This is a genomic window from Candidatus Methylomirabilis sp., assembly GCF_028716865.1.
GTDB lineage: Bacteria > Methylomirabilota > Methylomirabilia > Methylomirabilales > Methylomirabilaceae > Methylomirabilis.
Map to the genome: position 1 here is coordinate 13,956 of NZ_JAQUOY010000008.1, position 25,797 is coordinate 39,752.

The window sequence follows — 25,797 nt, forward strand, 5'->3', positions numbered from 1 at the left end:
TTCCGGTAACCCTTTCCAACAAGGAGGGCAAGATGCGCTTCCGCTATCGTCGTATCCTGGGCGTTGGATGCTTCGTCCTACTGCTTGTCGGATGTGTCTCGGTGGGTGAGGAATTTCGGACGCCCACTGCTGAGATGATCAAGAACGGGGTGACCACGCGGGCTGAGCTGCTTCAACTCTTTGGGTCGCCGACCCAGGTCGGCATCGAAGACGGGGATCGGACCTGGACGTGGCTCCACGTGAGGACGGGGGCCATAGGCCGGACCCTGTCCAAGGAGCTTCATGTCAAGTTCAACGAACGGGGCATTGTGAAGTCGCACTCTTACACCTCCACCCTTCCGGAGGAGGTCCAGCGGGAAAGCCGCTGATGGCTCCGGGAAGAGTGGAGGTGAGGGGATGATCGGAAAACAGATAATTGTAGAGTTGCTAGTTGCGGCCGCTGTGGGGCTTTTGTCGAGCGCCTGGTTGCTGTGGCTACGGCGGATCGGACTGCGCGCGCTCACCAGATTGGCCCGCACAACTGAGAGTAGACTCGACGACCTGGCGCTCTCGGCGTTTCGGCTTCCCTCACTGCTTTGGTGTCTTGTGCTTGGCGTTTATATCGGCCTGAGTGCCGCCCCTACCATGCCCACCAGGATCGGGCAACTCGTCAATGATGTACTGGTGATCGTGCTCATCCTCTCTGTAACTATCGCCGTCGGTCGGTTCTTCGCAGCCTCCATCGTGTCCTATGCCGACCGTCTGGGTCTCGCAATTGCCGTGACAGGGCTCACCACCGCCCTGGTGAGAGGCGTCGTCTACCTGTGCGGCGCCCTCGTCCTACTGAACACGCTTGGAATATCGATTACCCCTATCCTCACCGCCTTGGGTGTCGGCGGCCTGGCCGTAGCCTTAGCGCTTCAAGGTTCGCTGGCGAACCTGTTCGCCGGGATCCACATTCTAGTGGAAAAACCGATCCGCGTAGGGGATTACATCAAGTTGGAGTCGGGCCAGGAAGGGTACGTGGTCGATATCGGCTGGCGGACCACGCGGGTCCGCATGTTGCCCAATAACATGGTCATTGTGCCGAACGCCAAGTTGGCTGAGAGCATCGTGATTAACTACCACCTTCCAGAGAAACGGATGTCGGTCCTCATTCCCATCGGTGTTGGTTACCAGAGCGATCCCGCAAGGATCGAAGCGATCCTGATGGAGGAGGTCGCTTCCGCCATGGACCACGTCCCCGGGCTGTTGGCTGAACCTGCCCCCTTCGTTCGGTTCATTCCTGGGTTCGGCGAGTCGTCTCTTGATTTCACCTTAATCGTGCAGATCAACGAGGTTGCGGACCAGTACCTGGTTCAGCATGAGCTGCGAAAACGGATCTTCGCCCGCTTTCAGAAGGAGGGGATCGAGATCCCTTTTCCACAGCGAGTAGTCCACGTCCACGCGGCGTCTGTCGAGGTGCCGCCTGCCTGTTGACACAGGCATTGCCAGGATGCGAGATGTCCAGGCTTCATGACGCCCTGGCACCCAATAAGCCTCCTAAAGAGAGACCCGAGGTGGGATGAATGCTTGAGCGTGCACAGGAGCCCTTCGAGTTTTGCTGTTGCATCGAGCTCCGCCAGATGCTGGGGCTGAAAGCGGAGACCGAAAAGGAACTGGCAGGCCTGATACAACAGGTCCCGCTGGATTCGATCTACTACCACACGTGCAGCCTCTTGATTCGTCACCGGTACAGGGCGGGGACGTTTTCCAACGACTTTGCGACATGGCTGGCAGTCCAGGTGGGAGATCGAGTGCTGGGCGAGCGCCTTGCAGTGCTGGATCCCTTCAGTTTCGATACGTTGGTCGATCTGAGAGATGAGATCGTTTCCATAATTGACAGTCACCTGAAGAGCATCGTCGTGGTTCCGCGTGTGGTGTACGGGGAATCGTTCAACTTCGTCCAATCTCGAATCGTGGCGGTGCCGGCAGGGATGGTGGCTCACACCCTGGAGGAGTTTCGGCAGGCCGTCAGTGAGATAGATGACAGGACCATTTACTACCACACTCTCGAAGCCCGAGTGCGGCGCAAGCACAGGCAAAACGACTTTTCCGCCTGGTTGCGAGATCGCCTCAGCCTGCCGGCCCTGGCCGCCAGGATCGAGGCCTTGAACCCCTTCACTGGGGGTCTGGAATGGGTGAGGATACAGATGTTAGCCTCTTGCGACCAGGTGCTCATCCAAGGGCGAGACTTATGAATGCCGTGAGCCTTGACGACTACCGGGGGGTCACGTCAAAAGGGACCATGTGCTTCCTCCGATCGCTCGCGGAACGTGTCCGGGGCCGACGGTTCCTGCATGTGAATTCCACCAGTCATGGCGGGGGGGTTGCCGAGATCCTCCATCGGCTGATTCCGATCATGGTTGGCCTTGGGGTCGATGCGCGCTGGGAGGTGATGAAGGGCAACTCTGCCTTCTTCTCTGCTACGAAAGCTCTTCACAACAGCCTCCAGGGACAGAAGGCGTCGATCACCAAAGAGATACTCAGCGACTACATCGAGACGAATCAAGAAAACGCCAGAAACCTGTCGCTGGAAGGGGACGTGGTGCTCATCCACGACCCTCAGCCTGCGCCGCTCATCCAATATCGCTTACCGGAAGGGAAATGGGTCTGGCGCTGCCATATCGATCTGTCGCATCCGCAATGGCCGGCCTGGCGAGCGCTCCGAAGGTTTGTCAAGAGGTACAATGCAGCCGTCTTCTCGTTGCCGAAGTTCGCGCAACGACTCCCTCTCCCGCAGTACCTTGTGTATCCCTCAATCGACCCGCTCAGCAAGAAGAATTGCGACCTCAGCACGACCGAGGTAGACGAGATCCTGGCCCGATTAGCAATCCCGAGGGACAAGCCGATTCTTCTCCAGGTATCCCGGTTCGACCGCTTCAAGGACCCTGTCGGGGTCATCAGGGCCTACCGGCTGGTGAAGAAGCACCACGATTGCCGACTGATCCTGGCGGGTGGGGGTGCGGAGGATGATCCGGAGGGAGCAGCGGTTTTAGCCGAGGTAAGAGAAGAGGCAGGCTACGATCCGGACATCCATGTCCTCGAGTTGCCACCGGACGCGCACTTGGAGATCAACGCCTTGCAGCGGGCGGCCACGATTGTTGTACAAAAGTCGATCCGGGAAGGGTTCGGGCTGACCGTAGCAGAAGCGATGTGGAAGGGGAAACCCGTCGTGGGGGGTGCTGCCGGCGGAATCACGGTGCAGGTGATCGACGATGTGACCGGCTACACGGTGCATTCGATCGAAGGTGCGGCATTCCGTGTCAGGCACCTCCTCAACAATCCTGACCTGATCGCCAGAATGGGGGAGGCGGGGCGGGAGTATATTCGGCGTGAGTTCCTGATCACTCGCCATCTGGCCGACTACTTGACGCTACTTATGGTGCTCACGGAGTGAGGAACTCAGAAACGGCAGGCAAAGCTGACCTCAAAGTTGAGGTCGTTATGCAGCATACCTTCGATCGAATGAACTGATCGGAGGAGAGGAAGGGCACATGCGGGTTACTCTGCGGCTGGTTCTCGCAATCGTGACGGTCGTGAGCGTGATCGTACTGGCTTTCACTCTTCTGCAGGTACGTCAGGAAAAGCTGAGGCAGATGAGTGATCTTGAGCGTCGGACCTCGCTGTTGGCTGAAAGTCTGGGGGAGACGGTCGAGCCCTTGGTTGGACAAGGCCAGTCAGCGCGGCTGCAGCGGATTGTCGAGAAGTTCGGGAACCGGGAACGGCTCGCCGGAGTAGCTGTCTACGATACGAAGGGGCTCCCGCTGGCCGTCACGCACACGCTCGCTGCCCATGTCGCAACGCCTCCAAAGCACGTGATCGAGGCAATAGCCGCAGATCACCAAATAGGCGATGTGATCACCATCGGTGAGAAGCTGATGTACGTGTTCGTTCTGCCGCTTCACCCTGAGGCGCAGGTCGCCGGCGCTCTTGCGCTCTTCCATGATGCGAGCTATATCCAGCATCGTCTTCGCGAGATATGGCAATACAATTTCCTGCGACTGTTGATTCAGGCCCTCTTGATCTCATTGACGACGCTGCTCGTTGTGCGATTGACCCTCATCGGGCCCATCGTACGAGTAGCCGAGTGGATCAAGCGATTGCGCAAAGGAGAGCTGATCGATGCCTCGCTACTCTCCGGTAAAGGCCTCCTGAACCCGCTGGTAAGGGAAGTTACGCACTTGGCAAAGAGCCTGTCGGCTGCAAAGGCCGCCGCCGAAGATGCCACGCTCAGGCAAGCGGGGGAAGCGCTCTGGACTCCCAGGTCATTGAAAGACCACCTGCGGCTAAAACTCCGGGGAAGATCGATCTTCGTCATCTCCAATCGTGAGCCTTACATCCATGTCAACAATGGGAAGCAGGTGGAATGCCTCGTTCCGGCGAGTGGCTTAGTGACCGCACTGGAGCCTGTGCTGGCCGCCTGTGAAGGTACATGGATTGCCCATGGGAGCGGTGACGCCGATAGCCTGGTCGTGGATGACGCAGACAGGCTCAGGGTCCCTCCTGCAGACCCGAAATACATCCTGAAGAGAGTGTGGCTGACGAAGGCGGAAGAAAAGGGATACTACTATGGGTTTGCCAATGAGGGACTATGGCCCCTCTGCCACATTGCTCATACCCGGCCCGTCTTTCGAGCCGACGACTGGCGATACTATCGGGATGTGAACGGCAAGTTTGCGCAGGTTGCGTTGGCGGAGCTCGAAGGTGTTGAAGAGCCCTGTGTGCTTATCCAGGATTATCACTTTGCCCTCCTGCCACGGTTGATCAAGGAAAGGCGACCTGATGCTCGCGTGGGGCTCTTCTGGCATATCCCATGGCCCAATCCCGAATCGTTCGGTATCTGTCCGTGGCAGCGCGAACTGCTGCATGGGATGCTGGGTGCAGACCTGATCGGATTCCACATTCAGTTCCATTGCAACAATTTCCTGGACACGGTAGACCGGGCGCTGGAATCACGCATCGAGTGGGAGCACTTTGCCGTCAGGCGTGGCAACTCTACAACGTATGTCAAACCCTTCCCGATCAGTATCGCCTTCCCCGATGACGCGACAGCGCCGGGCGAAGGCACCGTGGAGCCACAGGGCAAGGATGCGCTGCTCATGGAATTCGGCGTTCGGACAACCTATCTTGCCGTAGGCGTCGACCGCCTCGACTATACCAAAGGACTGCTTGAACGTCTGCGAGGCATCGAGCGGTTCTTGGAGAAATACCCGAAGTTCCAGGGGGAGTTTACCTTCGTGGAGCTCGGGGCGCCGAGCCGCACCCACATCAAGCAGTATCAGGACCTGATCGCCGCCATCGAGGCCGAGTCGGATCGCATCAACTGGCGCTTCCAGAATAGCGACTGGAAACCCATTCTTCTCCTCAAACGGCACCACACCGGCCAGGCGATCCGGCGATTCTATAAGGCGGCCGATGCCTGCCTGGTCACATCGCTCCACGATGGGATGAACCTTGTTGCGAAGGAGTTCGTGGCGGCTCGGGAGGATGAACAAGGCGTCCTGATATTGAGTCGATTTACAGGGGCGTCTCGCGAGTTGCGCGATGCCCTTATCGTCAACCCCTACGACATTGAAGAGCTGGCAGACGCCGTCTATGCGGCCGTGAACATGACCAAGGAAGAGCAGACTATTCGCATGCGACGGATGCGTGACGTAGTGAAAGAGCACAACGTGTATCGATGGGCTGCCGATCTGATGACTGAGCTCGTGCAGGTTCGTGTGGAGGAGGCGCAGGTCCCAGTGGCCTGACCTGATACGCCCCGATGGAATGGCTGTGGTCCCAATGGCCGCAGGTCGCGGCGGAAATCTTGAGCAGTAGTCATACAGTGCTGTTCCTGGATTACGACGGCACATTGACGCGGATCGCTCCCACCCCGGAGCAGGCGACGCTTTCTGCTTCGACACGGTCGGTGCTCCGGGAGCTCGCGCACCGTCCTCGAATGACGGTTGCCGTGATCAGCGGCCGACGTCTCAATGAGCTGCGACGGCTGGTCAGGGTGCGAGATTTAATCTACATCGGCAATCACGGACTGGAGATGTGGCAAGATGGTCAGCAGGTTGGAGTGATCGTGCCACAGCCGTTACAGGAAGCCGTCGCCCATATTCGCTCTCAGCTCACCAGTCTTGTGGCAGAAATCCCTGGTGTGCTGATCGAGGACAAAGGCCTGTCGGTCAGCCTGCATTACCGGTTGGTGCCGACCAGGCTGGAGAGTCAGCTCAAGACGGTGGTCCTGCGCGACGTGCTTCCCCGTGTGTACTCATCAGGACTGACAGTCCTTCACGGAAAGAAGGTCATCGAACTCCGCCCCAATCTCAACTGGACAAAGGGTCATGCCGCACTGAGGTTGATGAAGCACATCCGCCGACGCTCGGTCCTGCCGGTTTATATCGGCGACGATCGAACTGACGAAGATGCATTTAGAGCACTGGCCGAGGGCATCACGATACGGGTCGGCGCCCATGAGGGATCGAAGGCCCACTATTACGTGCGGGACGTGAAGGAAGTGATTGCGCTGCTCCGATGGATAGCGCAACCTTCTCAGCGGGATAGTGACGGGCCTCATGGCCGGCGCAGCCGATGAGCATGGTATTCCTGCACATAGGCAATCAACTTTAGTCAATGTAGAGCAACACGTGAAGCGGTTTTCCATGAGAATTGGGACAAGGCTGGTTACCTCCCTGACGATTGCGGTAGCGATCGTGACGGGTCTGTATCTGTACCGACAGTTGAGTGCGGAGCGGGACGCGCTGATCGAGCAGCGTGAGCGGGAAATTCTGGTGATGGCCAGGACCTTGGAGGTGGCAGTCCGGAATGCCGTCCGCCGCGACCAGTGGGAGGACGTTCAAGAGCTCTTCGAGGAGGCGAAGGGATACGCCGGAGTCGCTCGCGTGACACTCTTTCTGGCCGACGGCACTCCTCTTGTTGGGGGGGACCAGGAAGGGATCGAGGTGACGCCTGCCAAGGCGGAGTTCCAAGAGGCTATCCAGCAGAACAAGGCGAAGCGCTTCTTCCATACGTTGAACGGGGAGCAGGCCCTCCACTACCTACGTCCCATCCGACTGGTCAAAAGAGGCCCGGCCCTTCTTGAGATTGTGTATCGGACCTCGCAGATCGAGGGAGCCTACCTTCGCCGCCGAGACGAGATCGTCTTAGCCGGGATCGCCATCATGGGGGCGATTGCCATGGTGTTCTGGTACCTGACAAAACGAAACATCTCCAGGCCTATTCAAGCGCTGATTGAGGGAGCCGCCGCTATTGGGGCTGGGGAATTGGATCGACGGATACCTATTATACGTAGGGATGAATTGGGCCGATTGGCGGCTGAGTTCAATCGGATGACGGAAAACCTGAAACAGGCCAGGGAGCAGATTTTGGAGGAGACGGTCAAGAAGCTTGAACTGGAACGACAGCTTCAGCATTCCGAGAAGCTGGCGGCGGTGGGACGGCTCGCCGCAGGTCTGGCTCACGAGATCGGGACGCCTCTGAACGTCATCTCCGGGAGGGCGGAGTATCTGCTCCCGGAGCTTTCTGGAGGTGATCTCAGATCAAAGAGCCTGCAAATTATTGTCGAGCAGATCGGGCGGATCAGGCGGACCGTCGAACAGCTCCTCGGATACGCCAGAGTTCACCCGCCCCACATCGCCCCTACGCCGCTGCCGAGCATCCTCTCGAATGTCGTGGCGCTGCTGGACCACGAGCTGACCAGAGGAGGGATCCGTGTTGAGCTGAAGATTCCCGCAACCCTTCCCAGTGTCGCCGCTGATCCTGACTTGCTTCAGCAGGTCTTCGTCAATCTCCTGATAAATGCCCTTGACGCTATGCCGGATGGCGGGGATGTACAGGTGGCGGCTGAGGCTCATGAGGGCGTGATTGAGGTACGTGTAGAAGATACCGGATGCGGTATCCCTTCTGAAAGCCTCCCCCGGATCTTCGACCCATTCTTTACCACCAAGAAGGTCGGGAAGGGGACCGGTCTGGGGCTCTCCGTGGTTTACGGGATCGTGAAGGATCATGGAGGAACCATCGAGGCGAAGAGCGAGCCTGGTGTGGGAACGACCTTTCGGATCACCTTTCCGGTATACCGCCCGTAGCCCAACATCCTGGTTCCCACGGCAAGGGATCACACGCGGCTCAATGAGCCTGCAAAGGAGATAAGGCGAGGCTACTTGATGGACTTTTCAACGGCTCAGCGCAAGCTTCTTGACCTATTCAGATTCATTCTGGATTTCTGCGATATCGGTCGCGCGTTCGATCGTTGTCGGGTAGAGGACGTGATCGGGTCTGCGCATCATACCCAGGGAAGGATATACGTCGTCGCGATAGGGAAGAGCGCACCCGGCATGGCGGAGGAACTTCTCAGGAGATCGGGCATTGCCCCATTTGCCGGCGTGTTAGCCAGTCCTGTGCTCAATGGCTGGAGTCATCCTCGATTTCAGACCTTCGAAGGTGGGCACCCAATGCCGAACAAGGAGAGCATTGATGCCGCAAGGGCTACCTTATCCATGATGAATGGACTGACCGGCAATGATGCAGTGATCTTCCTGGTGTCCGGCGGGGGGTCGGCATGCTTCGAGTTGCCGATAAGTGATGCTATTACTCTCACTGACCTTGTGGAGATAAACCGTGTACTGATTTCAGGGGAGTTGACCATCGTCGAGACCAACACGGTGAGGAAGCACCTATCCAAAGTGAAGGGCGGAAGGCTCGCTATAGCTGCAGCGCCGGCACAGCAACTGACGCTGTACATCTCCGATGTACCTCGCGGTTATCCTTCCTTTGTGGCGTCAGGGCCGTCGATGCCGGATGATTCCTCCATTCAGGACATGGATACGCTCATCCAGAGACATAAGCTGACACCACTACTCCCGAACTCCATTAAGATGCTCATCCGGTGCGGTATCGTGCCCGAAACACCGAAATCTGGACATCCAGCCTTCCGGACGGCACGTTGGTGCAAGCTTCTGGACAACGATGATGCCATCACAGCGGCAGTGAGATTCGCTGAACAGTCCGGATGGAAGCCTATTGTAGTCGAGCTTTCGGACGATATCTCCGTTCGTGATGCGGCCAGGACACTAACCGAGCGGGCTGAAAATGAAGTCGATGGCGGTGATGGAAAGCCCGTTGTGATAATATCCGGCGGTGAACTGGTATCTCCGGTCCGAGGTCGTGGACGAGGGGGTCGAAATCAGGCATTCGCCTTGGAATGTGCAGAGGTCATTGCAGGCAAACGGATATCAGTTCTCAGTGCAGGGACTGATGGAATTGACGGAAACTCAGATGCAGCGGGAGCTCTCGCAGACAGTACGACTCTCGGTAGATCTCTCGCGGCTGGACTGGTTGTGGCGAAGGCCCGCGAGGCATCCGATTCCAATGGATTCTTCGACCGACTTGGAGATGCAATTGTGACAGGACCAACGGGTATCAATGTTCGTGATCTCAGGATCGTGCTGGCATGGTGAAGCCTGAACTGAGTGTGAGCACGCATGACAGGAGAATGGCTATTGCATAAGTGGAGGTTTCGTCAATGACCTCATGTGAAGTGTACAGACCGAAGATCCTGGTCGTTGATGACGATCAGGAGATGCGTCAACTTCTGGACGATGTCCTGACCCGGGAAGGATTCCATGTCGCCCAGGCAGCGAATGGATCAGAGGCCCTTGTTGCGATCCGAGGCACCGCATACAATGTGATCGTCCTCGACAAGATCATGACCGACATGAGCGGACTGGAAATCCTCCCCGAGATCAAGCGCCTCCAGCCTGGGGCTCAGGTCATCCTCATTACGGCCTTCGGCGACCGGGAGACGGGTGTGGAAGCCATAGGGAAGGGAGCGACAGCCTACCTCGCAAAGCCTTTCGGAATATCCGTTTTGGTTCAGATGGTCAAGAAGGTTCTCGAACAGAAGATCGGCGAAGCGTAACGACTGTTCAATTGGAGGGAATCGAATGGGTGATTTCCATCAGACAGGCGTGATCACGACACTCCATCGGCTTGGAAAGCCAAACCTGGAGCAGCTTGAGAAGGAACTGGAAGAAACACTGCTGTATCGGCCTATCGCCTTGGTGCTGCCGTGTCTCTACTCTGAACTGGAGGGCCAGGCGCTACCCAGGATCGTCGATGAACTGGCCCAGGTCCGGTATCTGCGAGAGATCGTCGTTGGCCTGGGACGGGCCGGCAAAGAGGAGTTCCTGAGGGCCAAGGCGTTCTTTGCGCCTCTTCCTCAGGCGCCCCTTCTGCTCTGGAACGACGGACCCAGGATCCAGGCCCTCTACCAACTACTGGAGGAACGCGGCATCTCTGCAGGTCCTGATGGCAAAGGGAGGTCGGCGTGGATGACGTTCGGCTACGTCCTGGCTCGTGGCCAAAGCGACGTCATCGCCCTCCACGACTGCGACATCCTGACCTACCATCGAGAACTGCTTGCTCGACTGTGTTATCCGGTGGCGAATCCCCGATTGGCCTTCGAGTTTGCAAAAGGCTACTACAGCCGGGTGACGGATCGGCTCCACGGGAGAGCTGTCAGACTCTTGGTGGTGCCCCTCATCCGAGCCCTCCAGCGGATCTTGGACCAGCAACCGTTTTTGACCTACCTGGATAGCTTCAGATACCCTTTAGCCGGCGAATTCTCCATGATCGCCGATCTGGCCCGGGTGAACAGGATCCCGTCGGATTGGGGGCTGGAAGTTGGGGTGCTGGCTCAGGTCTATCGGAACTGTGCCGTGGGCAGGGTCTGCCAGGTCGACCTCGCCGACACCTATGAACACAAGCATCAGGCTCTCTCCGCGACCGATCCGAGCAAGGGTCTCACACGGATGGCGATCGACATCACCAAGAGCATCCTCAGGACATTGGCTGAAGAGGGGACCGTCCTTTCCGATGGGCTCTTAAAGACCCTGCCGATCACCTATATCAGAACAGCCCGTGATATGCTGAGCCGATACCAGAATGACGCGTATATCAACGGGCTTGTGTATGACCAACATCAAGAAGGGCAAGCCGTAGAAGCCTTCGCGAAGGCAATCCAGTTGGCGATTGAGGGATTTCTGGCTGACCCACTAGGTGTCCCTTTGATTCCCAACTGGAACCGTGTCCTGGCCGCGATTCCTGACTTCTTGACCAGGCTTCGGGAGGCGGTGGATGCTGATAACGCATAGCTCAAGGCAGAGCAGGAGGTAAAGAGGAAAAAGGTTGTGATGGGCAGCGAGGCACATCTTATCATCTACACAGATCTGGATGGGACATTGCTGGACCATGAGACGTACAGTTTCGGTCTGGCCCAGGAGGCCCTGAAGGAGGTCGAGCGGAGAGGAATCCCCCTCGTCCTTTGTACGAGCAAGACGAGGGCTGAGGTAGAGCAGTACCGGCAACTCCTGAACAATCACGACCCGTTTATCGTGGAGAACGGCGGCGCCACCTTTATCCCTAAAGGTTATTTCGCCTTTGCCTATCCTTACCAGAAGGAGATCGCCGAGTACCACGTTATCGAAGCTGGAATCCCTTACCCCCAACTGGTCGCGGCGTTGAACATGGCGAGAGAGGAAAGCGGCGTCAAGGTCGTGGGCTTTTCGGATCTGAGCGCGGAAGAGGTAGCTCGACTCACGGGTCTTCTTCCGGAGGAGGCGCGCCTGGCGAAGGAGCGAGAGTACGACGAACCCTTCTTGGTTCATGGGTCAGAAGAAGAAGCGGAACGGGTGAAAGTGCTTTTGAGGAAGCAGGGTTTCCTGTGCACGCAGGGAGGGAGGTTCGACCACCTCACCGGACGCAACGACAAGGGGAGGGCGGTCTCAACGTTGACCGGACTTTTTCAGCAGGCATGGGGAAGGGTGCGTACCGTGGGAATCGGAGACAGCCAGAACGATCTTCCAATGCTTCGGACTGTGGATGTCGCCATCCTCGTCCAGCGGCCAGACGAAACACACGACCCTACGGTCAGGGTTCCTAACCTTATCCGTGTTCGGGGTATCGGGCCGCAGGGCTGGCGAACGGCCGTCCTGGACCTATTGGTTCGTCAGGACTGAAGAAGGTGGAACAGTTCCTTTATGAACCGGTTGTGGAGAGGCTGCAAGAGATCCGGAAGGCCGACATCCTGATCGGGATTCCGAGCTACAACAACGCCGGCACGATCGGGGATGTGGTCAAGACAATCGCCTCCGGACTCACCATATACTTCCCCAAAGCTCGATCCGTCATCGTCAACTCCGATGGGGGCTCTCAGGATGGGACCTCGCAGGCTGTTGAGGCCGCTCTTGAAGACCCCTCCCTCCTTCTCGTTCAGCATCCCGTGCCTCCCATCCACAAGATCATCACCCCGTACCATGGCATTCCCGGAAAGGGGAGTGCCTTTCGAACGATCTTTAAGATTGCCGAAACGCTTCAGGTGCAGGCCTGTGCGGTTGTCGACTCAGACCTTCGTTCCATCTCGCCCGAGTGGGTGGAGCGGTTGATCCGACCCGTCTACGAGGGGGGATTCGATTATGTGGCGCCGCTGTACCATCGCCATAAGTACGATGGGACCATTACCAACAGCATCGTCTACCCCCTCACTAGGGCCCTGTATGCCCAACAGATTCGACAACCTATCGGTGGCGATTTTGGCTTTTCAGGGAAGCTGGCCGCCCTGTATCTCACCAAGCAGGTATGGGGGACCGATGTGGCCCGCTTCGGGATCGATATCTGGATGACGGTCACCGCGGCGGCTGAGAAATATCGGATCTGTCAGGCGTTCCTTGGGGCCAAAGTTCACGAGCACAAGGACCCCGGGCTGCATCTCTCCGGGATGCTAGTGCAGGTGGTGGGTTCGCTCTTCAGCCTCATGGAGGAGTATCAGAGCGTATGGCAAGCCACGCAAGAGTCGAGTCCTGTTCCCATCTTCGGACCGTTACGCGAGGTGGAGGTTGAGCACGTCTCGGTGAACGTCGAACGGATGGTGAACGCCTTTAAGCAGGGAGTTCGCGATCTGCTACCCATCTGGGAGATCATTCTGGCACCCGAGACTTTGACCGAACTGCTGCTCATTGCTCCATTGGAGACGGAGGAGTTCCGATTTCCGATGGATGTCTGGGTCTCTGTGGTTTATGATTTCGCTCTCGCCTACCACCATCGGGCCCTGCACCTGGAGCATCTACTCAAGGCCCTGACCCCGCTCTACCTCGGCAGGACCGCCTCCTTTGTCCTGGAGACGCGAGAGAGCGGCCATCAGCAGGTCGAAGGGGTCATCGAGACGATGGCTGAACAGTTTGAGGCAATGAAGCCGTACCTGGTGGCGCGTTGGAGGTGAAACCATGAATGAGCTGTGGCAAGAGGCTATGCTCGATGCCGTTCAAAACACCGGTAAACGGCTGACCCTCTTTCTACCAAACATCCTGGCTATGATGACCCTCGTCGTGATCGGCCTTGTGGCAGGGTGGATCGTGAAAAGCCTCCTCCACCGGATCCTGTTGGCCGTGAAGTTCGATCCGCTCTGTGAGCGATGGGGATTGAGCCAGTCCCTGACTAAGGCGGGGGTGAGGCGATCTTGCTCCTATCTCGTCGGCCGCCTGAGCTTCTGGGCCGTCTTCCTGGTCTTTACCTTCATGGGGATCGACGCCCTGAATCTCGCGGCGGCCACTCGCCTCACTACAGGCGCCCTGGACTTCTTACCCCAACTACTGACCGCCCTTCTCCTCCTCTGGGCCGGATGGCTTTTGGCCATTTTTTTAGCTCAAGGGGCCCTTATTACGGCAGTTAATGCCCAGTGGCGGGGAGCACACCTCATCGCTACCCTGATTCGGTGGGGTGTCCTAATCTTCACGGCGGCGACGGTCCTCACCCAATTAGGAATCGCCAAGGAGATGGTGGTGGCGGCATTCTCTATCGCCTTCGGTGGCGTGGTACTGGCCTTGGCGCTCGCCTTTGGCCTGGGCGGCAGGGACCTGGCCAGAGAGCTGCTTGAACGCCGCCTTCGCAACGAGAAGGATCAGGAGGAGAAGAATGAGATCTCCCATCTCTAATGAGGTAGAGAACCGTGGACTCTAAGTCTTCTTGGAAGCGCCCTGCTTGGGCTGACATCCGTGCACTGCTTGGGTCCACAGTGAACGTCCTGCGGACGGCTCTGGCCTATCTCCTTGGCGTGAGCGAGGAGAGAAAGCCGGAGATTTATCTTCGGCTGGCTCAGACAGCATCCCTAGCGGAGTTAAACTACTGGCTACAACTTGTGTTCTCTTGTGGTATCGCCACACTCGGGCTGGTCCTCAACAGTCCGGCAGTTGTCATTGGCGCAATGCTGGTTTCGCCCATGATGGGCCCTATCATGGCGACCGGTCTTTCGCTCGTGGTAGGTGATGTGTACCTGGGTTTCAAGTCGCTAGTCAACATCTTCCTCAGCTCCTTCATGGCGGTCTGCATCTCCGCACTCTTGGTAGCGTTCCTACCGTTCACAGCGGTCACAGAAGAGATCGCCGCCAGGATTCAGCCGACAGTGCTCGATATGGCCGTCGCACTGTTGTGCGGGTTGGCTGGAGCCGTGGCCAGTTGTCTCAGCCGGACCCAAGTTGGAACTGCCGCACCTGGTGTTGCGATTGCGGTTGCGCTGATGCCGCCGCTGTGCGTGGTCGGATTCGGGGTTGGCATCGGGTTTGACTGGCCCATTGTGAAAGGCGGTGGACTGTTATTCCTCGCAAATCTGGTGGCTATTATTGTGACTTCGGCGCTCGTCTTTTTTACTGTTCGCATGGATACCGATGAGGTGCAGGAGTGCGCTTTCCAATGGGAAGAGAGTCAAGCGACGCCGGACAGCAGGTTTGCTCATCTGGTGCAGTGGGTGCCTCTCTATCGGAGAGTGAGACGCGTCGGGTCTCTCCCTGGCCGGCTCACGATCATCCTGCTCTTCCTGATCCTGATCTTCATTCCGCTGAAACAAGCCTTGACCCGTGTGACGCGGGAGGTGACCATCCGCCAAGAGGTCAATAAACGCGTGAAGGCGTTTGCGCAGCGTGGGCGTTCGGCGATTGATGCGAAGGACACGATCATCAGCGAAGGTAAGATCATCGTTCTGTTGCGAATTTCGACCGCCGAGCTATATAGGCAAGCGGATCGGGAGCGCTTCGAGCGGGAGACATCGGCTGTCCTGGGGGCGCCGGTTGAGCTGGAGTTGACGCAAAATCTGGCCAGCATCGGCGAAGGCGATACGATCTCGCGGCTGCTGAAGCCCGGCGCGTCGGTGGCTCAGAGCAAATCTAAGACACTCATGCAGCTTACGCTGGACCTGAGCCATCGCCTCCATCAGATGACAACCGTGCTGCCCTTCCCGCCCGAATCGGTTCTCGCGGAGATGCGAACGGTCGTTTCTGACCGCACGGGGCGTCTAGGCATGGAGGTAATCTATTTGGGGGAGCGGGATCTTGCTCCGGACACGCAGGCAGTTATTAACCAAGTGATCGGACGCGAGGCAGCCATCGCCGATCTCGATGTCTCCTATCGGCGCATTGCCGGAGGAGTGCGGTTTCGCATACCGTTTGGATTCGGGTCGGCCACTCCAGGGAGGAGGGCCACGGAAGCTATTGATCGTGCTGGTCGTGTGCTGGCCAAGTACCCCTCGCTCGCCGCGCATCTCGCCGGGAACGCCGAGTCGGACGAGTCGCAGCGAAACGGGAAACTGGCCGAACAACGCGCGATAGCGGTCCGCCTATCGCTCCTGGAGCGTTGGCACATCGACCCCAAACGCATCATCGTGGAGACAGGGAAGGAACCTCGGAGGGCTGTGACCATAGCTCTTTCTCAGTCTTTAAGCTCTTAATCTGCAATGAGTGAAGGGAGATCAGTACTGTCCACCCCTAAGCGAGGGGACTTAGAGATGCGGAAGGCCGCTTCGACGGCGTTGGCTTTTTTTATTGTCATCGGGTTCGGGTGTACCCAGGAAAGGTCTCTGACAGAGAGAAAAACTGAGCCCCGAATCGTGTTCGCCCATTTCAAGGTGCCCTCTCCTGAAACCCTTTCGGGGTTGATCGAGGCGTTTGAGCGGCAGAACCCTGGGGTCAAGGTCATCGAGGAGATCCTCCCTGCCTCTACGGACCAGCAGCATCAGTTCTACGTGACAGCTCTCGAAGGCCGGTCCGCGGCCTTTGACGTATTCGCGCTGGACGTCATCTGGGTGCAGGAGTTCGCCAGAGCAGGGTGGCTCCTGGATCTGAGCCCGAGATTGGGGGGTGAGAGGTTAGCAGAGTTTCTGCCAGGCCCTGTTGAGGCTGCGACCTACAACGATCGCATCCATGCGGTCCCTTGGTTCGCGAACGCGGGCATCCTGTATTTTCGAAAGGACCTGCTGTCGAAGTACGGATTTGCGCCTCCACGGACCTTTAAAGAGCTGTCCCACCAAGCGGTGACCATCTTGGCAGGGGAACAAGATCCGGATCTCAAGGGTTTCGTCTGGCAGGGGAAGCAGTATGAGGGGTTGATCTGTGTCGCCCTGGAGTTCATCCACGGAAATGGGGGTAGTGTTCTGGAGGGGCACCACTCGGCCCTTCGGGATAAGCAGGCTGTTGAGGCTCTCCAGTTGATGCATGACCTCATCGCTATCAACAAGGTGTCTCCCCCCCTTGTGACATCGGCGGATGAGGAGGCCACCCGTCACCTCTTCGGAGCCGGCCGGGCGATTTTCATGCGGAACTGGCCCTATGCCCTGGCACTGTATGAGCAGGAAGGCTCGAAGGTACGGGGCAAGGTCGGCATTGCCCCGCTCCCTTCCTTTGAGGGGTATCAAAGCGCTCCGACACTGGGGGGCTGGTTGCTCGGGGTCAACCGTTTCTCAACACGTCCGGACCTGGCCCGGAAACTCGTCGAGTTCCTGACCAGTCAGGCCGCTCAGAAGGCTCTGGCCATAAAGCTCGGGTTTCCACCGGCGCGCGATGCCCTCTATCACGATGCAGAGCTCAAAATGGCGAACCCCTTTATCTCGCCTCTGTACGAGGCGATGCGCCGGGCCCGTCCAAGGCCCATCACTCCCTTCTACCTCATGATCTCTCAAGTCCTCCAACCGGAGCTGAGCGCGGCCATCATGGGGGTGAAACCGCCTGAGCGGGCCCTGGAGGACGCCTCCCGACTCATCGAGCACATCTTGAAGCTGGAGGTGCAATGAGAAAGGACGAGATCAGGCCGGCCTTGCTTATGATTCTGCCGGCCTGCCTGTTCATCGGGGCTCTGGCCATCTTCCCGATCCTTCACGCCTTCAGGATCAGTCTCGATCGGAGGATGCCTGTATTTGGTATCTCGTACTTCGTGGGTCTCGACAACTACCGCTTCCTCCTCCAAGACCCTCGCTTTTGGCAAAGCTTCTTGAATACCGCATACTTCTCCCTGCTCTCCGTCTCCCTGGAGCTGGCTCTCGGCCTTCTCCTGGCCATACTCCTTCACGGGTCTTTTCGAGGACGGGGCCTCTTTAGGGCTGTCGTGCTCATCCCATGGGCTATCCCCACCGTGGTCTCGGCCAGGATGTGGGAATGGATCTTAAACCCCGACTTCGGCTTGCTGAATTACCTTCTGCAGCAGATAGGCCTGCTGTCCTCCCCGCTCAATTGGCTTGGGGATCGCGTCCTGGCCATGCATGCGCTCATCCTGGCCGACGTCTGGAAGACCAGCCCCTTCGTAGCCCTCATCCTGTTGACCGGCCTCCAGATGATCCCTGAGGAGTTGTATGAGGCGGCGAGAGTTGACGGCGCAGGCAGGTGGCAGATCTTCCGGCGGATTACCTTTCCTCTTCTGTTGCCCTTTATCCTCATCGCCCTTCTCTTCAGAACGCTCGATGCCTTCCGGATCTTCGATCTGGTCTATGTGCTGACAGGAGGCGGACCGGCCAACACCACCGAGACGTTAAGCCTCTACGCCTATAAGCTCCTTTTCCAAACCCTTCAGTTCGGCTACGGCTCTGCGGTGGCCGTAGCGACCTTTCTCACCGTCCTGCTCATCAGCGCTGCGTACATCTCCCTCTTGAGAAGGCAGCATCATGGATAGCCGGACAAGGCGGGTCGCAAGACGGTCGATCTTTTGGGCGCTCTTAACAGGGATGGCTACCTTCTGTCTCTTGCCCTTCCTGTGGCAACTGCTCACATCGCTCAAGCCCACTTCCGAGATCAGTACGCTGCCGCCGCTCTTACCGACAAGGCCGGTCTTCGACCATTACCTCGCGGTCTTTCAAGACCGTCCATTCGGTCGATTTATCCTGAACAGCGTGATTGTCGCCTCCCTGACCACCGTGTCCTGCCTCTCCATCGGCTCCCTTGCAGCATTCGCCATTGCCAAGCTTCAGTTCCGAGGCAGGAACCTCCTGCTCTTCCTGGCCCTCTCCATCTCCATGTTCCCTCCCATTGCCGCGGTGAGTCCGCTCTATCTGATCATCCGAATCCTGGGATGGCGGGATACCTACGCCGGGCTTGTTGTCCCCTATACCACCTTTGCCCTCCCCCTGGCCATCTGGATCCTATGGAGCGTCTTCAGGGAGATCCCGGACGAGTTGTACCTGGCGGCTCTGGTAGACGGCTGTACACCGTTTCAGGTCTTCGTTCGGATCTTCCTCCCCCTCGCCGCGCCGGGGATCGGGGCCGCCGCCATACTAGTCTTTATCTTTGCCTGGAATGAATTCCTCTATGCGCTGACCTTCACCTCAAGTGAGGCGATGCGGACGATCCCTGTGGCCATCGCCCTCTTTCCGGGTCTCCACGAGGTTCCCTGGGGAGAGATGGCGGCCGCCACGATCGTCGTCACCACGCCGTTGGTCCTCCTCGTCCTCTTCTTCCAACGCCGTATCGTCTCCGGTCTCACGGCCGGTTCAGTGAAGGGGTAGAGTTGAGAAACAGACTCACAGTATCGGGTGAGTAAGGTATGGCAACGGTTGAAATTAAAGGGATCACTAAACAGTTCGGAACCATTCGGGCTGTGGACGGCGTGGACCTGCTCGTCAATGACGGGGAATTCTTCGTCCTCCTGGGGCCATCGGGGTGCGGAAAGTCCACTCTTCTTCGGATCGTCGCCGGCATAGAGCAACCCACGTGTGGAGAGGTGCGGATAGGAGGACGGGTGGTGAACGATCTTCCGCCGCAGGCAAGGCAGGTGGCCATGGTCTTCCAGAGCTATGCCCTTTACCCCCATATGACGGTCTTCAAAAACATCGCCTTTCCCCTCGAGGTCCAGGGAATTGGGCGGGAGGCTATCGGGCAGAAAGCGAAGAAGGCAGCCGCGATGTTCGGGATCGAGCACCTGCTCGATCGGAAGCCCCGCGAACTGTCAGGGGGCGAGCGGCAACGGGTAGCCCTGGCCAGGGCATTAGTTCGAGAGCCGGCGGTGTTCCTTCTCGATGAGCCCCTCTCCAACCTTGACGCAAAACTTCGAACCGCAGCCCGAGAGGAGCTCTTGCAGTTGCAACGGCGGATCGGGACCACTACCCTCTATGTTACCCATGACCAGATGGAAGCCATGGGGCTTGCAGACCGGATTGCGGTGATGCATGCAGGGAGGGTCAGGCAGCTTGGAACGCCTCAGGAGATCTACGATGAGCCGGCTGATACCTTTGTGGCCGGCTTCCTGGGATCACCTCCCATGAACCTGGTTGCGCATGGGGATACTATCATCGGCCTCCGCCCCGAGCACCTGCTTCCGAAGGGGGTCTATAGAGGAGAAGGCAAGCCGGTGTCCTTTCAGCTCAACGTCACGCGAGTGGAGTATCTGGGGGCAGATCGAATCATCTATGGCTGCTTAGAGGAGAAGTTTGGGAATGCCCATGTACTGGTCAGGCTTCCCTCGGATATTACGATTTCCTGCCTACAAGGCCGAAGGTACGAATTCGCCATCGAGGAGAGCGCGATCAAGTTTTTCGATCGAGCGACTGAGTTCAGAATCGGGCCAAGGCCTCTCTAGGAGTGCTTCATGTCCGGCGGTATGCCGATACCGGGTAACAACCCCAAGATCAGCGGAGGCGGTTTGTACATTTTCCTTAAACAGGAGGCGACAAATGAAGCTCACGGTTCTCATGGCAATCATGATTCCAGTATTCACCTTTGCTCTCCAGAACGCTGCCGCAACGCCGCCGGCTCAAGACGACGTGGAGATGGTGGCCGTCCCGGCAGGCGAGTTCATCATGGGCTCCGATGATCCAGAGGCCGATGACAATGAGAAACCGGCCACGAAGGTTTACGTCAGACCCTTTTCGATTGACAAGTTCGAGGCGACGAACGCTCGCTACCTCCGGTGCATCGAGGCGGGAGCCTGCACCCGTCCTATCCCGCTGGGATATGACGCGACCACCAGGGCCAACCTGCCGGTGACGGTCGTGAGTTGGCAGCAGGCGGTGGCGTACTGCCGATGGGTCGGCAAGCGCCTGCCGACTGAAGCGGAGTGGGAAAGGGCTGCTCGCGGCACTGATGGCCGACGTTATCCATGGGGTAATACCTTCGAGGCTGAACGGGCCAACGTCGGATACTCGGTCGGGTCCGCCACCCCTGTGGGGAGCTACCCAAAAGGGGCCTCCCCTTACGGGGTGATGGACATGGCCGGCAATGTCTGGGAGTGGACGTCGTCGCTGTACAAGCCCTACCCCTACGATCCACACGACGGTCGAGAGGATCCAAACGCCAGAGGTAGTCGAGTCGAGCGCGGCGGGGGGTGGTACACTCCCGAGTGGCATGCGCGGACGACCCGGCGGACCGCTGCCGGCCATGTCTATCGCCGCTTCAGCGACCTTGGGTTCCGCTGCGCCAAGTAACGCGGTCTACTGGAGCTCATCATGCCATCTCGGATGATTGATCAGTTGCCGGATGACTGTGACTCAGCGACCTCTATGGGTACCTTGCAAGCTTTTCCGAGCCGATGGCATACCTATATGGGCTCCAGCGTTACGGGTGGGTAGTCCATTTTCGCACGGTCGCTATGGAGGGACCGTCTGCCCGTCGATACCGCTACGATAGGGAAGGCCGACATTGAGGTGAATATCTTGAGGCAGCGTATCTTCGCGCGAATGAATTGATCGGTACGAGAGGATAGGCACATCCGAGGACACGAATTCGCCATCGAGGAACACGCGATGAGGTTTTCGACCGAGCGACTACGCTGAGGATCGGCATAAGACCCCTCTAGCAGGGCTGTGTGTGCGGCAGGATGTTTCTACCAGGCAATAACCTTACTGCGATCCGATGTGCGAGTGAGCGTACTGGGGATTTTCACTGGTCATCGCACTAATGTCTATGGTATAAGATCGGCGATGAATATGTCCTAAGAGGTCCGGAGATGCGAGTGTCAATTTCCGGAGGATACTGGGTGGTCGGGCCGCCATCCGCGAGAAGCGGAGGCGGTTTTTTATTTTGTTCGGTTGCGATCGTAAATCCGGTTGATCATGAGGTACCTGGCGGTTACGATGAACAGGCTGCGGAACCGGCATCTTGTCGGAGAGGCGCTTACAGAACCGGTGTAAATCTCAATCGTCGCTTGGCTGGCCGGCGCAAAGGGAGGCTCGAAATGATCGGCAAGCTGACGAAGATCGCTAAGAGAGTCGCTGTCCTCACGTTCGCTGCGAGTCTGATTCTCGTGTCATGCCGTAGTACTCCGGAGCTGCCTACCGGACAGGCCCTCTATCTTCGGCATTGCGCCTCGTGCCACGGCGAGTCCGGAGACGGCAACGGTCCGTTGGCAGCATCCTTACGACGACCCCCATCCGACCTTCGAGTAATTACGAAGCGCCACGGCGGGCGATTTGATGAAGCCTATGTGATGCAAATCATCGACGGCAGGCGCACAGTGGCCGAGCATGGGACCAGGGAGATGCCTGTCTGGGGGGCGGTGTTCGAGGGCGAGCATCGACCTGAAGGCTACCCGGCCTACACCTCGCTTTTGCACTCACGAGCCCTCACCGACTACCTGGGTTCGATTCAGCAGGAGTAGGCAGTATGTTGCAACAACCTCAACAGTATTCCAACGACCTGGCTCGCTTGCCCACGAAACCTGTCGATCGTATCATCGAGCCGCTCGCGCGCTTTTTGCGTGTCGAAGCAGCGAGCGGGGTTCTCCTGCTTTTCGTGACATGTATTGCGCTTGCCCTCGCCAACTCGCCTTTCGCAAATGCCTTTCTGAGCCTGTGGCAGACCCCATTCGGGTTCACGCTTGGTCCTTTTGAAATGAACTACTCCTTAAGGTATTGGATCAACGAGGGTCTGATGACGATTTTCTTTTTCGTGGTTGGCTTAGAGGTCAAACGCGAATTAGTGCTTGGGGAGCTGAGAGACCTTCGAACGGCCTCGCTCCCCATCATCGCAGCAGTGGGCGGCATGGTCATACCGGCTAGTCTCTACCTCGCGGGCCAACTCGGACAGCCAGGCGAGCGCGGCTGGGGTATTCCGATGGCGACCGACATCGCGTTTGTCGTCGGCTGTTTGGCGGTCCTGGGGACACGTGTCCCGCCGGGCTTGCGTATTGTCCTCCTGTCGCTGGCGATCGCTGACGATATCGGCGCCATTCTCGTCATTGCTATCGGCTATACAAGCCACCTCAATCTTACTGCGCTTCTCTTGGGCTTACTGGGTCTTGGTGTCGTGAGAGGGCTGACCCGCCTTGGGGTACGTAGCGTCCCGATCTATTGCACCGTTGGAGTGCTGATCTGGTTGATGTTTCATACATCCGGGGTCCATGCCACGATCGCCGGCGTGATCTTGGGTCTGCTTGCACCAGCCCATGGTTGGATCAGTGCGGGCCGCCTGGATGCGATCGTTCAGCAGTTTGCTACGTATATACAAGGGGAGCGCTGGAACAATGAGGGGAAGGACCGAGGGGCGTTGCGTGCCATCGAGGTGGCGGCACGAGAAACCTTGTCTCCCCTGGAACGGCTTGAGACCGCGCTGCACCCGTGGGTGAGTTTTGTAATCATGCCCCTCTTTGCGTTGGCAAATGCTGGGATATCGATCAACGTCATGGACTTTCGTGAACCCGTTGCAGTGGCAGTCATGGTCGGTTTAGGAGTCGGCAAGCCTGTAGGCATTGTGAGCTTCAGTTGGCTGGCGGTGCGTTTGGGTATTGCCAAGCTGCCAGAGGGTGTGAACTGGAGCATACTTACAGCAGGCGGCATACTGGCAGGTATTGGCTTCACGATGGCGCTGTTCATTGCAGGCTTGGCGTTGGAGGGTATGCTGCTCAACGCCGCCAAGGTAGGAATTCTGTCCGGCTCGGCATTGTGCGCGGTGATAGGGAGCCTACTCCTGTTGTGGCTGCTTCCAAAACCTGTCTCCTCGGTGAGACGCACCGTCACCGAGACTTCGGGACTATGACCTACGTGGTGTCTGACAAGTCGGGGAATCGGCGCGTTGAGCTCCCCGTGAGTGGCCTGACCTGCGATAAGTGCGTCCAGACGGTTGAGCGCGCCCTCCGCGCAGTGCCAGGGGTCGCCACGGCAATCGTCAATCTCGTGAGCAGCCGTGCTGTCGTGGAATACGACCCAGGGCAGACGGGTCTCCCCGCACTGCACGAGGCTATCAAGGCTGCGGGGTACCGTGTCGACGCGGCCAAGACGCGTTTCGCCATACGGGGGATTACCTGCGCCTCCTGCGTCACGAAGATCGAACAGGCGCTGCTCGCCACTCCCGGTGTATTGAAAGCGAGCGTGAACCTGGGGACAGAGGAGGCGGAGGTGGTGTACCTGCCGAGTGTGGCCGACCTGGCGGCGGTTAAGGGGGCAGTCGGGTCGGCCGGGTACGAGGTTGTCGAGGCGCCGCCGCTGGCGAGTCCGGAAGCGACGGACCGAGAGGCCAAGGCTCGCGAGCAGGAGTATCGGAGCCTCATGCGAAAATGGTGGTTCGGGGCGGCGGTCGGGACATTCACGATGACCATGAGCTACCCGTGGCTTTTCCCGATCCTCGACACGTGGTTCCCGCGCGACAGCCCCCAGCTCTGGTATATCTGGGCCGGAATGGGGGTCGCGGCGCTGGCGGTGATGCTGTACAGCGGAGGCCACTTCTACACCGGCGCCTGGCGGGCACTCAAGCATCGGGCCGCGAACATGCACACACTGATCGCCCTCGGTACCGGGGTCGCTTGGGTCTACTCCACGATCGCGCTCCTCTTCCCACAACTCTTCCCCTCTGCCGCCTTTGCCGACGTCTACTACGACGTGACGGTGGTCGTGATTGCCCTTGTGGACTTGGGGCTGGCCATGGAGTTGAAGGCGAAAGGCCGGACGTCAGAAGCCATCAAGAAGCTGATCGGCTTGCAGGCGAGGACCGCGCGCGTGGTGAGAGACGGGCAGGAAGTGGACATCCCGGTTGAGGAGGTACTGGTCGGGGACCTCGTGGTCGTTCGCCCCGGAGAGAAGATCCCCGTAGACGGGGAGATCACCGAGGGCTCCTCGGCAGTCGATGAGTCCATGGTTACCGGGGAGTCGCTCCCGGTCGAGAAGAAAGCTGGCGATGAGGTGATCGGGGCCACGATCAACAAGACCGGAGCTTTTAAGTTTAGGGCTACGAAAGTCGGGAAGGATACTGCGCTCGCCAACATCATCCGGATGGTGCAGGACGCTCAGGGCTCGAAGGTTCCGGTCCAGCGGATCGTGGACGTCGTTTCGGGCTACTTCACGCCCTCCGTGGCGATCCTCGCCATCCTGGGGTTCATGATCTGGTACACGTTCGGGCCGCCGCCAGCGGTGATCTACGCGCTTATCGTGGCGGTGACCACGCTGATCATCGCCTGCCCATGCGCCCTTGGCATGGCGACGCCGATGTCGCTGACGACCGGCGTCGGCCTCGGAGCGCTCAACGGAATCCTGATCCGGGGCGGCGAGTCCCTCCAGACCGCGCAGAACCTCCAGACGATCATCCTGGACAAGACCGGCACCATCACGCACGGCAAGCCCATATTGACCAACGTCGTGGTGGCTGGATCTTTCAGGGAGGAGGAATTGCTGCGCCTGGCCGGTGGCGTCGAGAAGTCGTCAGAGCACCCCCTGGCCGCCGCCATCGTCGAGGGCGCCAAGGGGCGCGGCCTCGCGCTCCCCGACGCGGATACCTTCAACGCGATCCCCGGTCACGGGATCGAGGCCGGCATCGAGGGGCGCACACTGCTCCTGGGGAATCTCAAACTGATGCGGGATCGCCAGGTGGCTCTGGATAGGCTGGAACAAACGGCCATCACGCTCGCCGACGACGGGAAGACGCCAATGTACGTGGCCATCGACGGGAGGGCGGCCGGCGTCATTGCCGTGGCCGACACCGTGAAGGACGACTCCAAGGTGGCGATTCAAACCCTTAAAGCGATGGGACTCGAGGTGGTCATGATCACCGGCGATAACGAGCGAACGGCCCAGGCCATCGGTCGGCTGGTCGGCATCGACCGTGTCCTGGCCGAAGTGCTGCCGCAGGATAAGGCCTTCAATGTTCAAAAGCTGCAACTCGAAGGGAAGAAAGTCGCAATGGTCGGTGATGGGATCAACGACGCCCCCGCCCTCGCCCAGGCGGACGTGGGCTTTGCCATCGGGACGGGCACCGACGTGGCTATTGCCGCATCGGACATCACGCTGATCAAGGGAAGCCTCCGAGGCGTCGTCCTGGCTATCCAGATCAGCCGGGCGACCATGCGCAACGTCTACCAGAACCTTGCCGGAGCCTTCTTGTATAATGTCCTCGGTCTGCCGATCGCCCTGGGTATTCTCTACCCCTTCTTCGGGATCCTGCTTTCCCCGATGCTGGCGGCCATCGCCATGTCGTTCAGCTCCGTCACCGTCGTCACCAATGCCAACCGGCTGAAGCGGTGGAAGCCGGCCGCCGCGTGAAGGAG

At 58.6% G+C, this 25,797-nt stretch carries 22 protein-coding genes; all 22 read left to right on the forward strand.

The window, feature by feature from the left end; all coding sequences use genetic code 11:
• The first annotated feature begins 32 nt into the window (after positions 1–32).
• The 22 genes from PHV01_RS04875 to PHV01_RS04980 all read left to right on the forward strand — a co-directional run bounded on the left by PHV01_RS04875 (position 33) and on the right by PHV01_RS04980 (position 25,792).
• Complete coding sequence (locus tag PHV01_RS04875; RefSeq protein ID WP_337290023.1) at positions 33–368, forward strand: hypothetical protein; 336 nt, start codon at positions 33–35, stop codon at positions 366–368.
• A gap of 28 nt (positions 369–396) precedes the next feature.
• On the forward strand, positions 397–1,458 hold the full coding sequence (locus tag PHV01_RS04880) for a mechanosensitive ion channel family protein (protein WP_337290024.1): 1,062 nt from the start codon (positions 397–399) through the stop codon (positions 1,456–1,458).
• A gap of 89 nt (positions 1,459–1,547) precedes the next feature.
• A complete protein-coding gene (locus tag PHV01_RS04885) occupies positions 1,548–2,219 on the forward strand; it encodes a DUF5752 family protein (RefSeq protein ID WP_337290025.1) in 672 nt (223 codons plus the stop codon).
• Complete coding sequence (locus PHV01_RS04890; RefSeq protein WP_337290026.1) at positions 2,216–3,418, forward strand: glycosyltransferase; 1,203 nt, start codon at positions 2,216–2,218, stop codon at positions 3,416–3,418. Before PHV01_RS04885 ends, PHV01_RS04890 begins: the two co-directional genes overlap by 4 nt.
• A gap of 97 nt (positions 3,419–3,515) precedes the next feature.
• Positions 3,516–5,771, forward strand: coding sequence for a trehalose-6-phosphate synthase (locus tag PHV01_RS04895; protein ID WP_337290027.1), 2,256 nt, complete (start codon positions 3,516–3,518; stop codon positions 5,769–5,771).
• A 14-nt stretch (positions 5,772–5,785) separates the two neighbouring features.
• The gene (gene otsB / locus PHV01_RS04900) at positions 5,786–6,604 is read left to right on the forward strand and encodes a trehalose-phosphatase (RefSeq protein ID WP_337290028.1); all 819 of its coding nucleotides are present in this window, start codon (positions 5,786–5,788) and stop codon (positions 6,602–6,604) included.
• A 67-nt stretch (positions 6,605–6,671) separates the two neighbouring features.
• Complete coding sequence (locus tag PHV01_RS04905) at positions 6,672–8,114, forward strand: ATP-binding protein (RefSeq protein ID WP_337290029.1); 1,443 nt, start codon at positions 6,672–6,674, stop codon at positions 8,112–8,114.
• Positions 8,115–8,192: 78 nt separating this feature from the next.
• Positions 8,193–9,485, forward strand: coding sequence for a DUF4147 domain-containing protein (locus PHV01_RS04910; protein ID WP_337290030.1), 1,293 nt, complete (start codon positions 8,193–8,195; stop codon positions 9,483–9,485).
• A gap of 65 nt (positions 9,486–9,550) precedes the next feature.
• Complete coding sequence (locus PHV01_RS04915; RefSeq protein WP_337290031.1) at positions 9,551–9,946, forward strand: response regulator; 396 nt, start codon at positions 9,551–9,553, stop codon at positions 9,944–9,946.
• 25 nt (positions 9,947–9,971) lie between these two features.
• Entirely contained in the window at positions 9,972–11,180 is a 1,209-nt protein-coding gene (locus tag PHV01_RS04920) for a glycosyl transferase (RefSeq protein ID WP_337290032.1), read from the forward strand.
• Between the two features lie 39 nt (positions 11,181–11,219).
• Positions 11,220–12,044 carry a mannosyl-3-phosphoglycerate phosphatase gene (gene mpgP / locus PHV01_RS04925; RefSeq protein ID WP_337290033.1) on the forward strand — a complete coding sequence of 275 codons (825 nt, stop codon included), beginning with the start codon at positions 11,220–11,222 and terminating at the stop codon, positions 12,042–12,044.
• A gap of 5 nt (positions 12,045–12,049) precedes the next feature.
• Positions 12,050–13,303 carry a glycosyltransferase gene (locus PHV01_RS04930; RefSeq protein ID WP_337290034.1) on the forward strand — a complete coding sequence of 418 codons (1,254 nt, stop codon included), beginning with the start codon at positions 12,050–12,052 and terminating at the stop codon, positions 13,301–13,303.
• A 4-nt stretch (positions 13,304–13,307) separates the two neighbouring features.
• Entirely contained in the window at positions 13,308–14,015 is a 708-nt protein-coding gene (locus PHV01_RS04935) for a hypothetical protein (protein ID WP_337290035.1), read from the forward strand.
• A gap of 14 nt (positions 14,016–14,029) precedes the next feature.
• Entirely contained in the window at positions 14,030–15,799 is a 1,770-nt protein-coding gene (locus PHV01_RS04940) for a DUF389 domain-containing protein (protein ID WP_337290036.1), read from the forward strand.
• A 57-nt stretch (positions 15,800–15,856) separates the two neighbouring features.
• Positions 15,857–17,137 (forward strand): ABC transporter substrate-binding protein, encoded by a 1,281-nt coding sequence (locus tag PHV01_RS04945; protein WP_337290037.1) that lies wholly within the window; start codon positions 15,857–15,859, stop codon positions 17,135–17,137.
• The gene (locus PHV01_RS04950; RefSeq protein WP_337290038.1) at positions 17,134–18,009 is read left to right on the forward strand and encodes a sugar ABC transporter permease; all 876 of its coding nucleotides are present in this window, start codon (positions 17,134–17,136) and stop codon (positions 18,007–18,009) included. Before PHV01_RS04945 ends, PHV01_RS04950 begins: the two co-directional genes overlap by 4 nt.
• A complete protein-coding gene (locus PHV01_RS04955; protein WP_337290039.1) occupies positions 18,002–18,838 on the forward strand; it encodes a carbohydrate ABC transporter permease in 837 nt (278 codons plus the stop codon). The genes PHV01_RS04950 and PHV01_RS04955 overlap by 8 nt, the downstream gene beginning before the upstream one ends.
• Positions 18,839–18,876: 38 nt before the next feature.
• Positions 18,877–19,908 carry an ABC transporter ATP-binding protein gene (locus PHV01_RS04960; RefSeq protein ID WP_337290040.1) on the forward strand — a complete coding sequence of 344 codons (1,032 nt, stop codon included), beginning with the start codon at positions 18,877–18,879 and terminating at the stop codon, positions 19,906–19,908.
• Between the two features lie 94 nt (positions 19,909–20,002).
• Positions 20,003–20,752: a formylglycine-generating enzyme family protein gene (locus PHV01_RS04965; RefSeq protein ID WP_337290041.1), complete on the forward strand. Its 750-nt coding sequence runs from the start codon at positions 20,003–20,005 to the stop codon at positions 20,750–20,752.
• 749 nt (positions 20,753–21,501) lie between these two features.
• The gene (locus PHV01_RS04970) at positions 21,502–21,924 is read left to right on the forward strand and encodes a c-type cytochrome (protein WP_337290042.1); all 423 of its coding nucleotides are present in this window, start codon (positions 21,502–21,504) and stop codon (positions 21,922–21,924) included.
• Between the two features lie 5 nt (positions 21,925–21,929).
• Positions 21,930–23,300 carry a Na+/H+ antiporter NhaA gene (gene nhaA, locus PHV01_RS04975; protein WP_337290043.1) on the forward strand — a complete coding sequence of 457 codons (1,371 nt, stop codon included), beginning with the start codon at positions 21,930–21,932 and terminating at the stop codon, positions 23,298–23,300.
• Positions 23,297–25,792, forward strand: coding sequence for a heavy metal translocating P-type ATPase (locus tag PHV01_RS04980; RefSeq protein ID WP_337290044.1), 2,496 nt, complete (start codon positions 23,297–23,299; stop codon positions 25,790–25,792). The genes nhaA and PHV01_RS04980 overlap by 4 nt, the downstream gene beginning before the upstream one ends.
• Positions 25,793–25,797: the final 5 nt, after the last annotated feature.

What these genes read in the sequence shown, in the direction of transcription:
- PHV01_RS04895 (WP_337290027.1), top strand. Translation starts at nt 3,516, where the DNA reads ATGCGGGTTACTCTGCGGCTGGTTCTCGCAATCGTGACGGTCGTGAGC.
- PHV01_RS04920 (WP_337290032.1), top strand. Translation starts at nt 9,972, where the DNA reads ATGGGTGATTTCCATCAGACAGGCGTGATCACGACACTCCATCGGCTT.
- PHV01_RS04885 (WP_337290025.1), top strand. Translation starts at nt 1,548, where the DNA reads ATGCTTGAGCGTGCACAGGAGCCCTTCGAGTTTTGCTGTTGCATCGAG.
- PHV01_RS04970 (WP_337290042.1), top strand. Translation starts at nt 21,502, where the DNA reads ATGATCGGCAAGCTGACGAAGATCGCTAAGAGAGTCGCTGTCCTCACG.
- mpgP (WP_337290033.1), top strand. Translation starts at nt 11,220, where the DNA reads ATGGGCAGCGAGGCACATCTTATCATCTACACAGATCTGGATGGGACA.
- PHV01_RS04965 (WP_337290041.1), top strand. Translation starts at nt 20,003, where the DNA reads ATGAAGCTCACGGTTCTCATGGCAATCATGATTCCAGTATTCACCTTT.
- nhaA (WP_337290043.1), top strand. Translation starts at nt 21,930, where the DNA reads ATGTTGCAACAACCTCAACAGTATTCCAACGACCTGGCTCGCTTGCCC.
- PHV01_RS04935 (WP_337290035.1), top strand. Translation starts at nt 13,308, where the DNA reads ATGAATGAGCTGTGGCAAGAGGCTATGCTCGATGCCGTTCAAAACACC.
- PHV01_RS04905 (WP_337290029.1), top strand. Translation starts at nt 6,672, where the DNA reads ATGAGAATTGGGACAAGGCTGGTTACCTCCCTGACGATTGCGGTAGCG.
- PHV01_RS04910 (WP_337290030.1), top strand. Translation starts at nt 8,193, where the DNA reads ATGGACTTTTCAACGGCTCAGCGCAAGCTTCTTGACCTATTCAGATTC.
- PHV01_RS04955 (WP_337290039.1), top strand. Translation starts at nt 18,002, where the DNA reads ATGGATAGCCGGACAAGGCGGGTCGCAAGACGGTCGATCTTTTGGGCG.
- otsB (WP_337290028.1), top strand. Translation starts at nt 5,786, where the DNA reads ATGGAATGGCTGTGGTCCCAATGGCCGCAGGTCGCGGCGGAAATCTTG.
- PHV01_RS04950 (WP_337290038.1), top strand. Translation starts at nt 17,134, where the DNA reads ATGAGAAAGGACGAGATCAGGCCGGCCTTGCTTATGATTCTGCCGGCC.
- PHV01_RS04980 (WP_337290044.1), top strand. Translation starts at nt 23,297, where the DNA reads ATGACCTACGTGGTGTCTGACAAGTCGGGGAATCGGCGCGTTGAGCTC.
- PHV01_RS04945 (WP_337290037.1), top strand. Translation starts at nt 15,857, where the DNA reads ATGCGGAAGGCCGCTTCGACGGCGTTGGCTTTTTTTATTGTCATCGGG.
- PHV01_RS04890 (WP_337290026.1), top strand. Translation starts at nt 2,216, where the DNA reads ATGAATGCCGTGAGCCTTGACGACTACCGGGGGGTCACGTCAAAAGGG.
- PHV01_RS04875 (WP_337290023.1), top strand. Translation starts at nt 33, where the DNA reads ATGCGCTTCCGCTATCGTCGTATCCTGGGCGTTGGATGCTTCGTCCTA.
- PHV01_RS04960 (WP_337290040.1), top strand. Translation starts at nt 18,877, where the DNA reads ATGGCAACGGTTGAAATTAAAGGGATCACTAAACAGTTCGGAACCATT.
- PHV01_RS04915 (WP_337290031.1), top strand. Translation starts at nt 9,551, where the DNA reads ATGACCTCATGTGAAGTGTACAGACCGAAGATCCTGGTCGTTGATGAC.
- PHV01_RS04880 (WP_337290024.1), top strand. Translation starts at nt 397, where the DNA reads ATGATCGGAAAACAGATAATTGTAGAGTTGCTAGTTGCGGCCGCTGTG.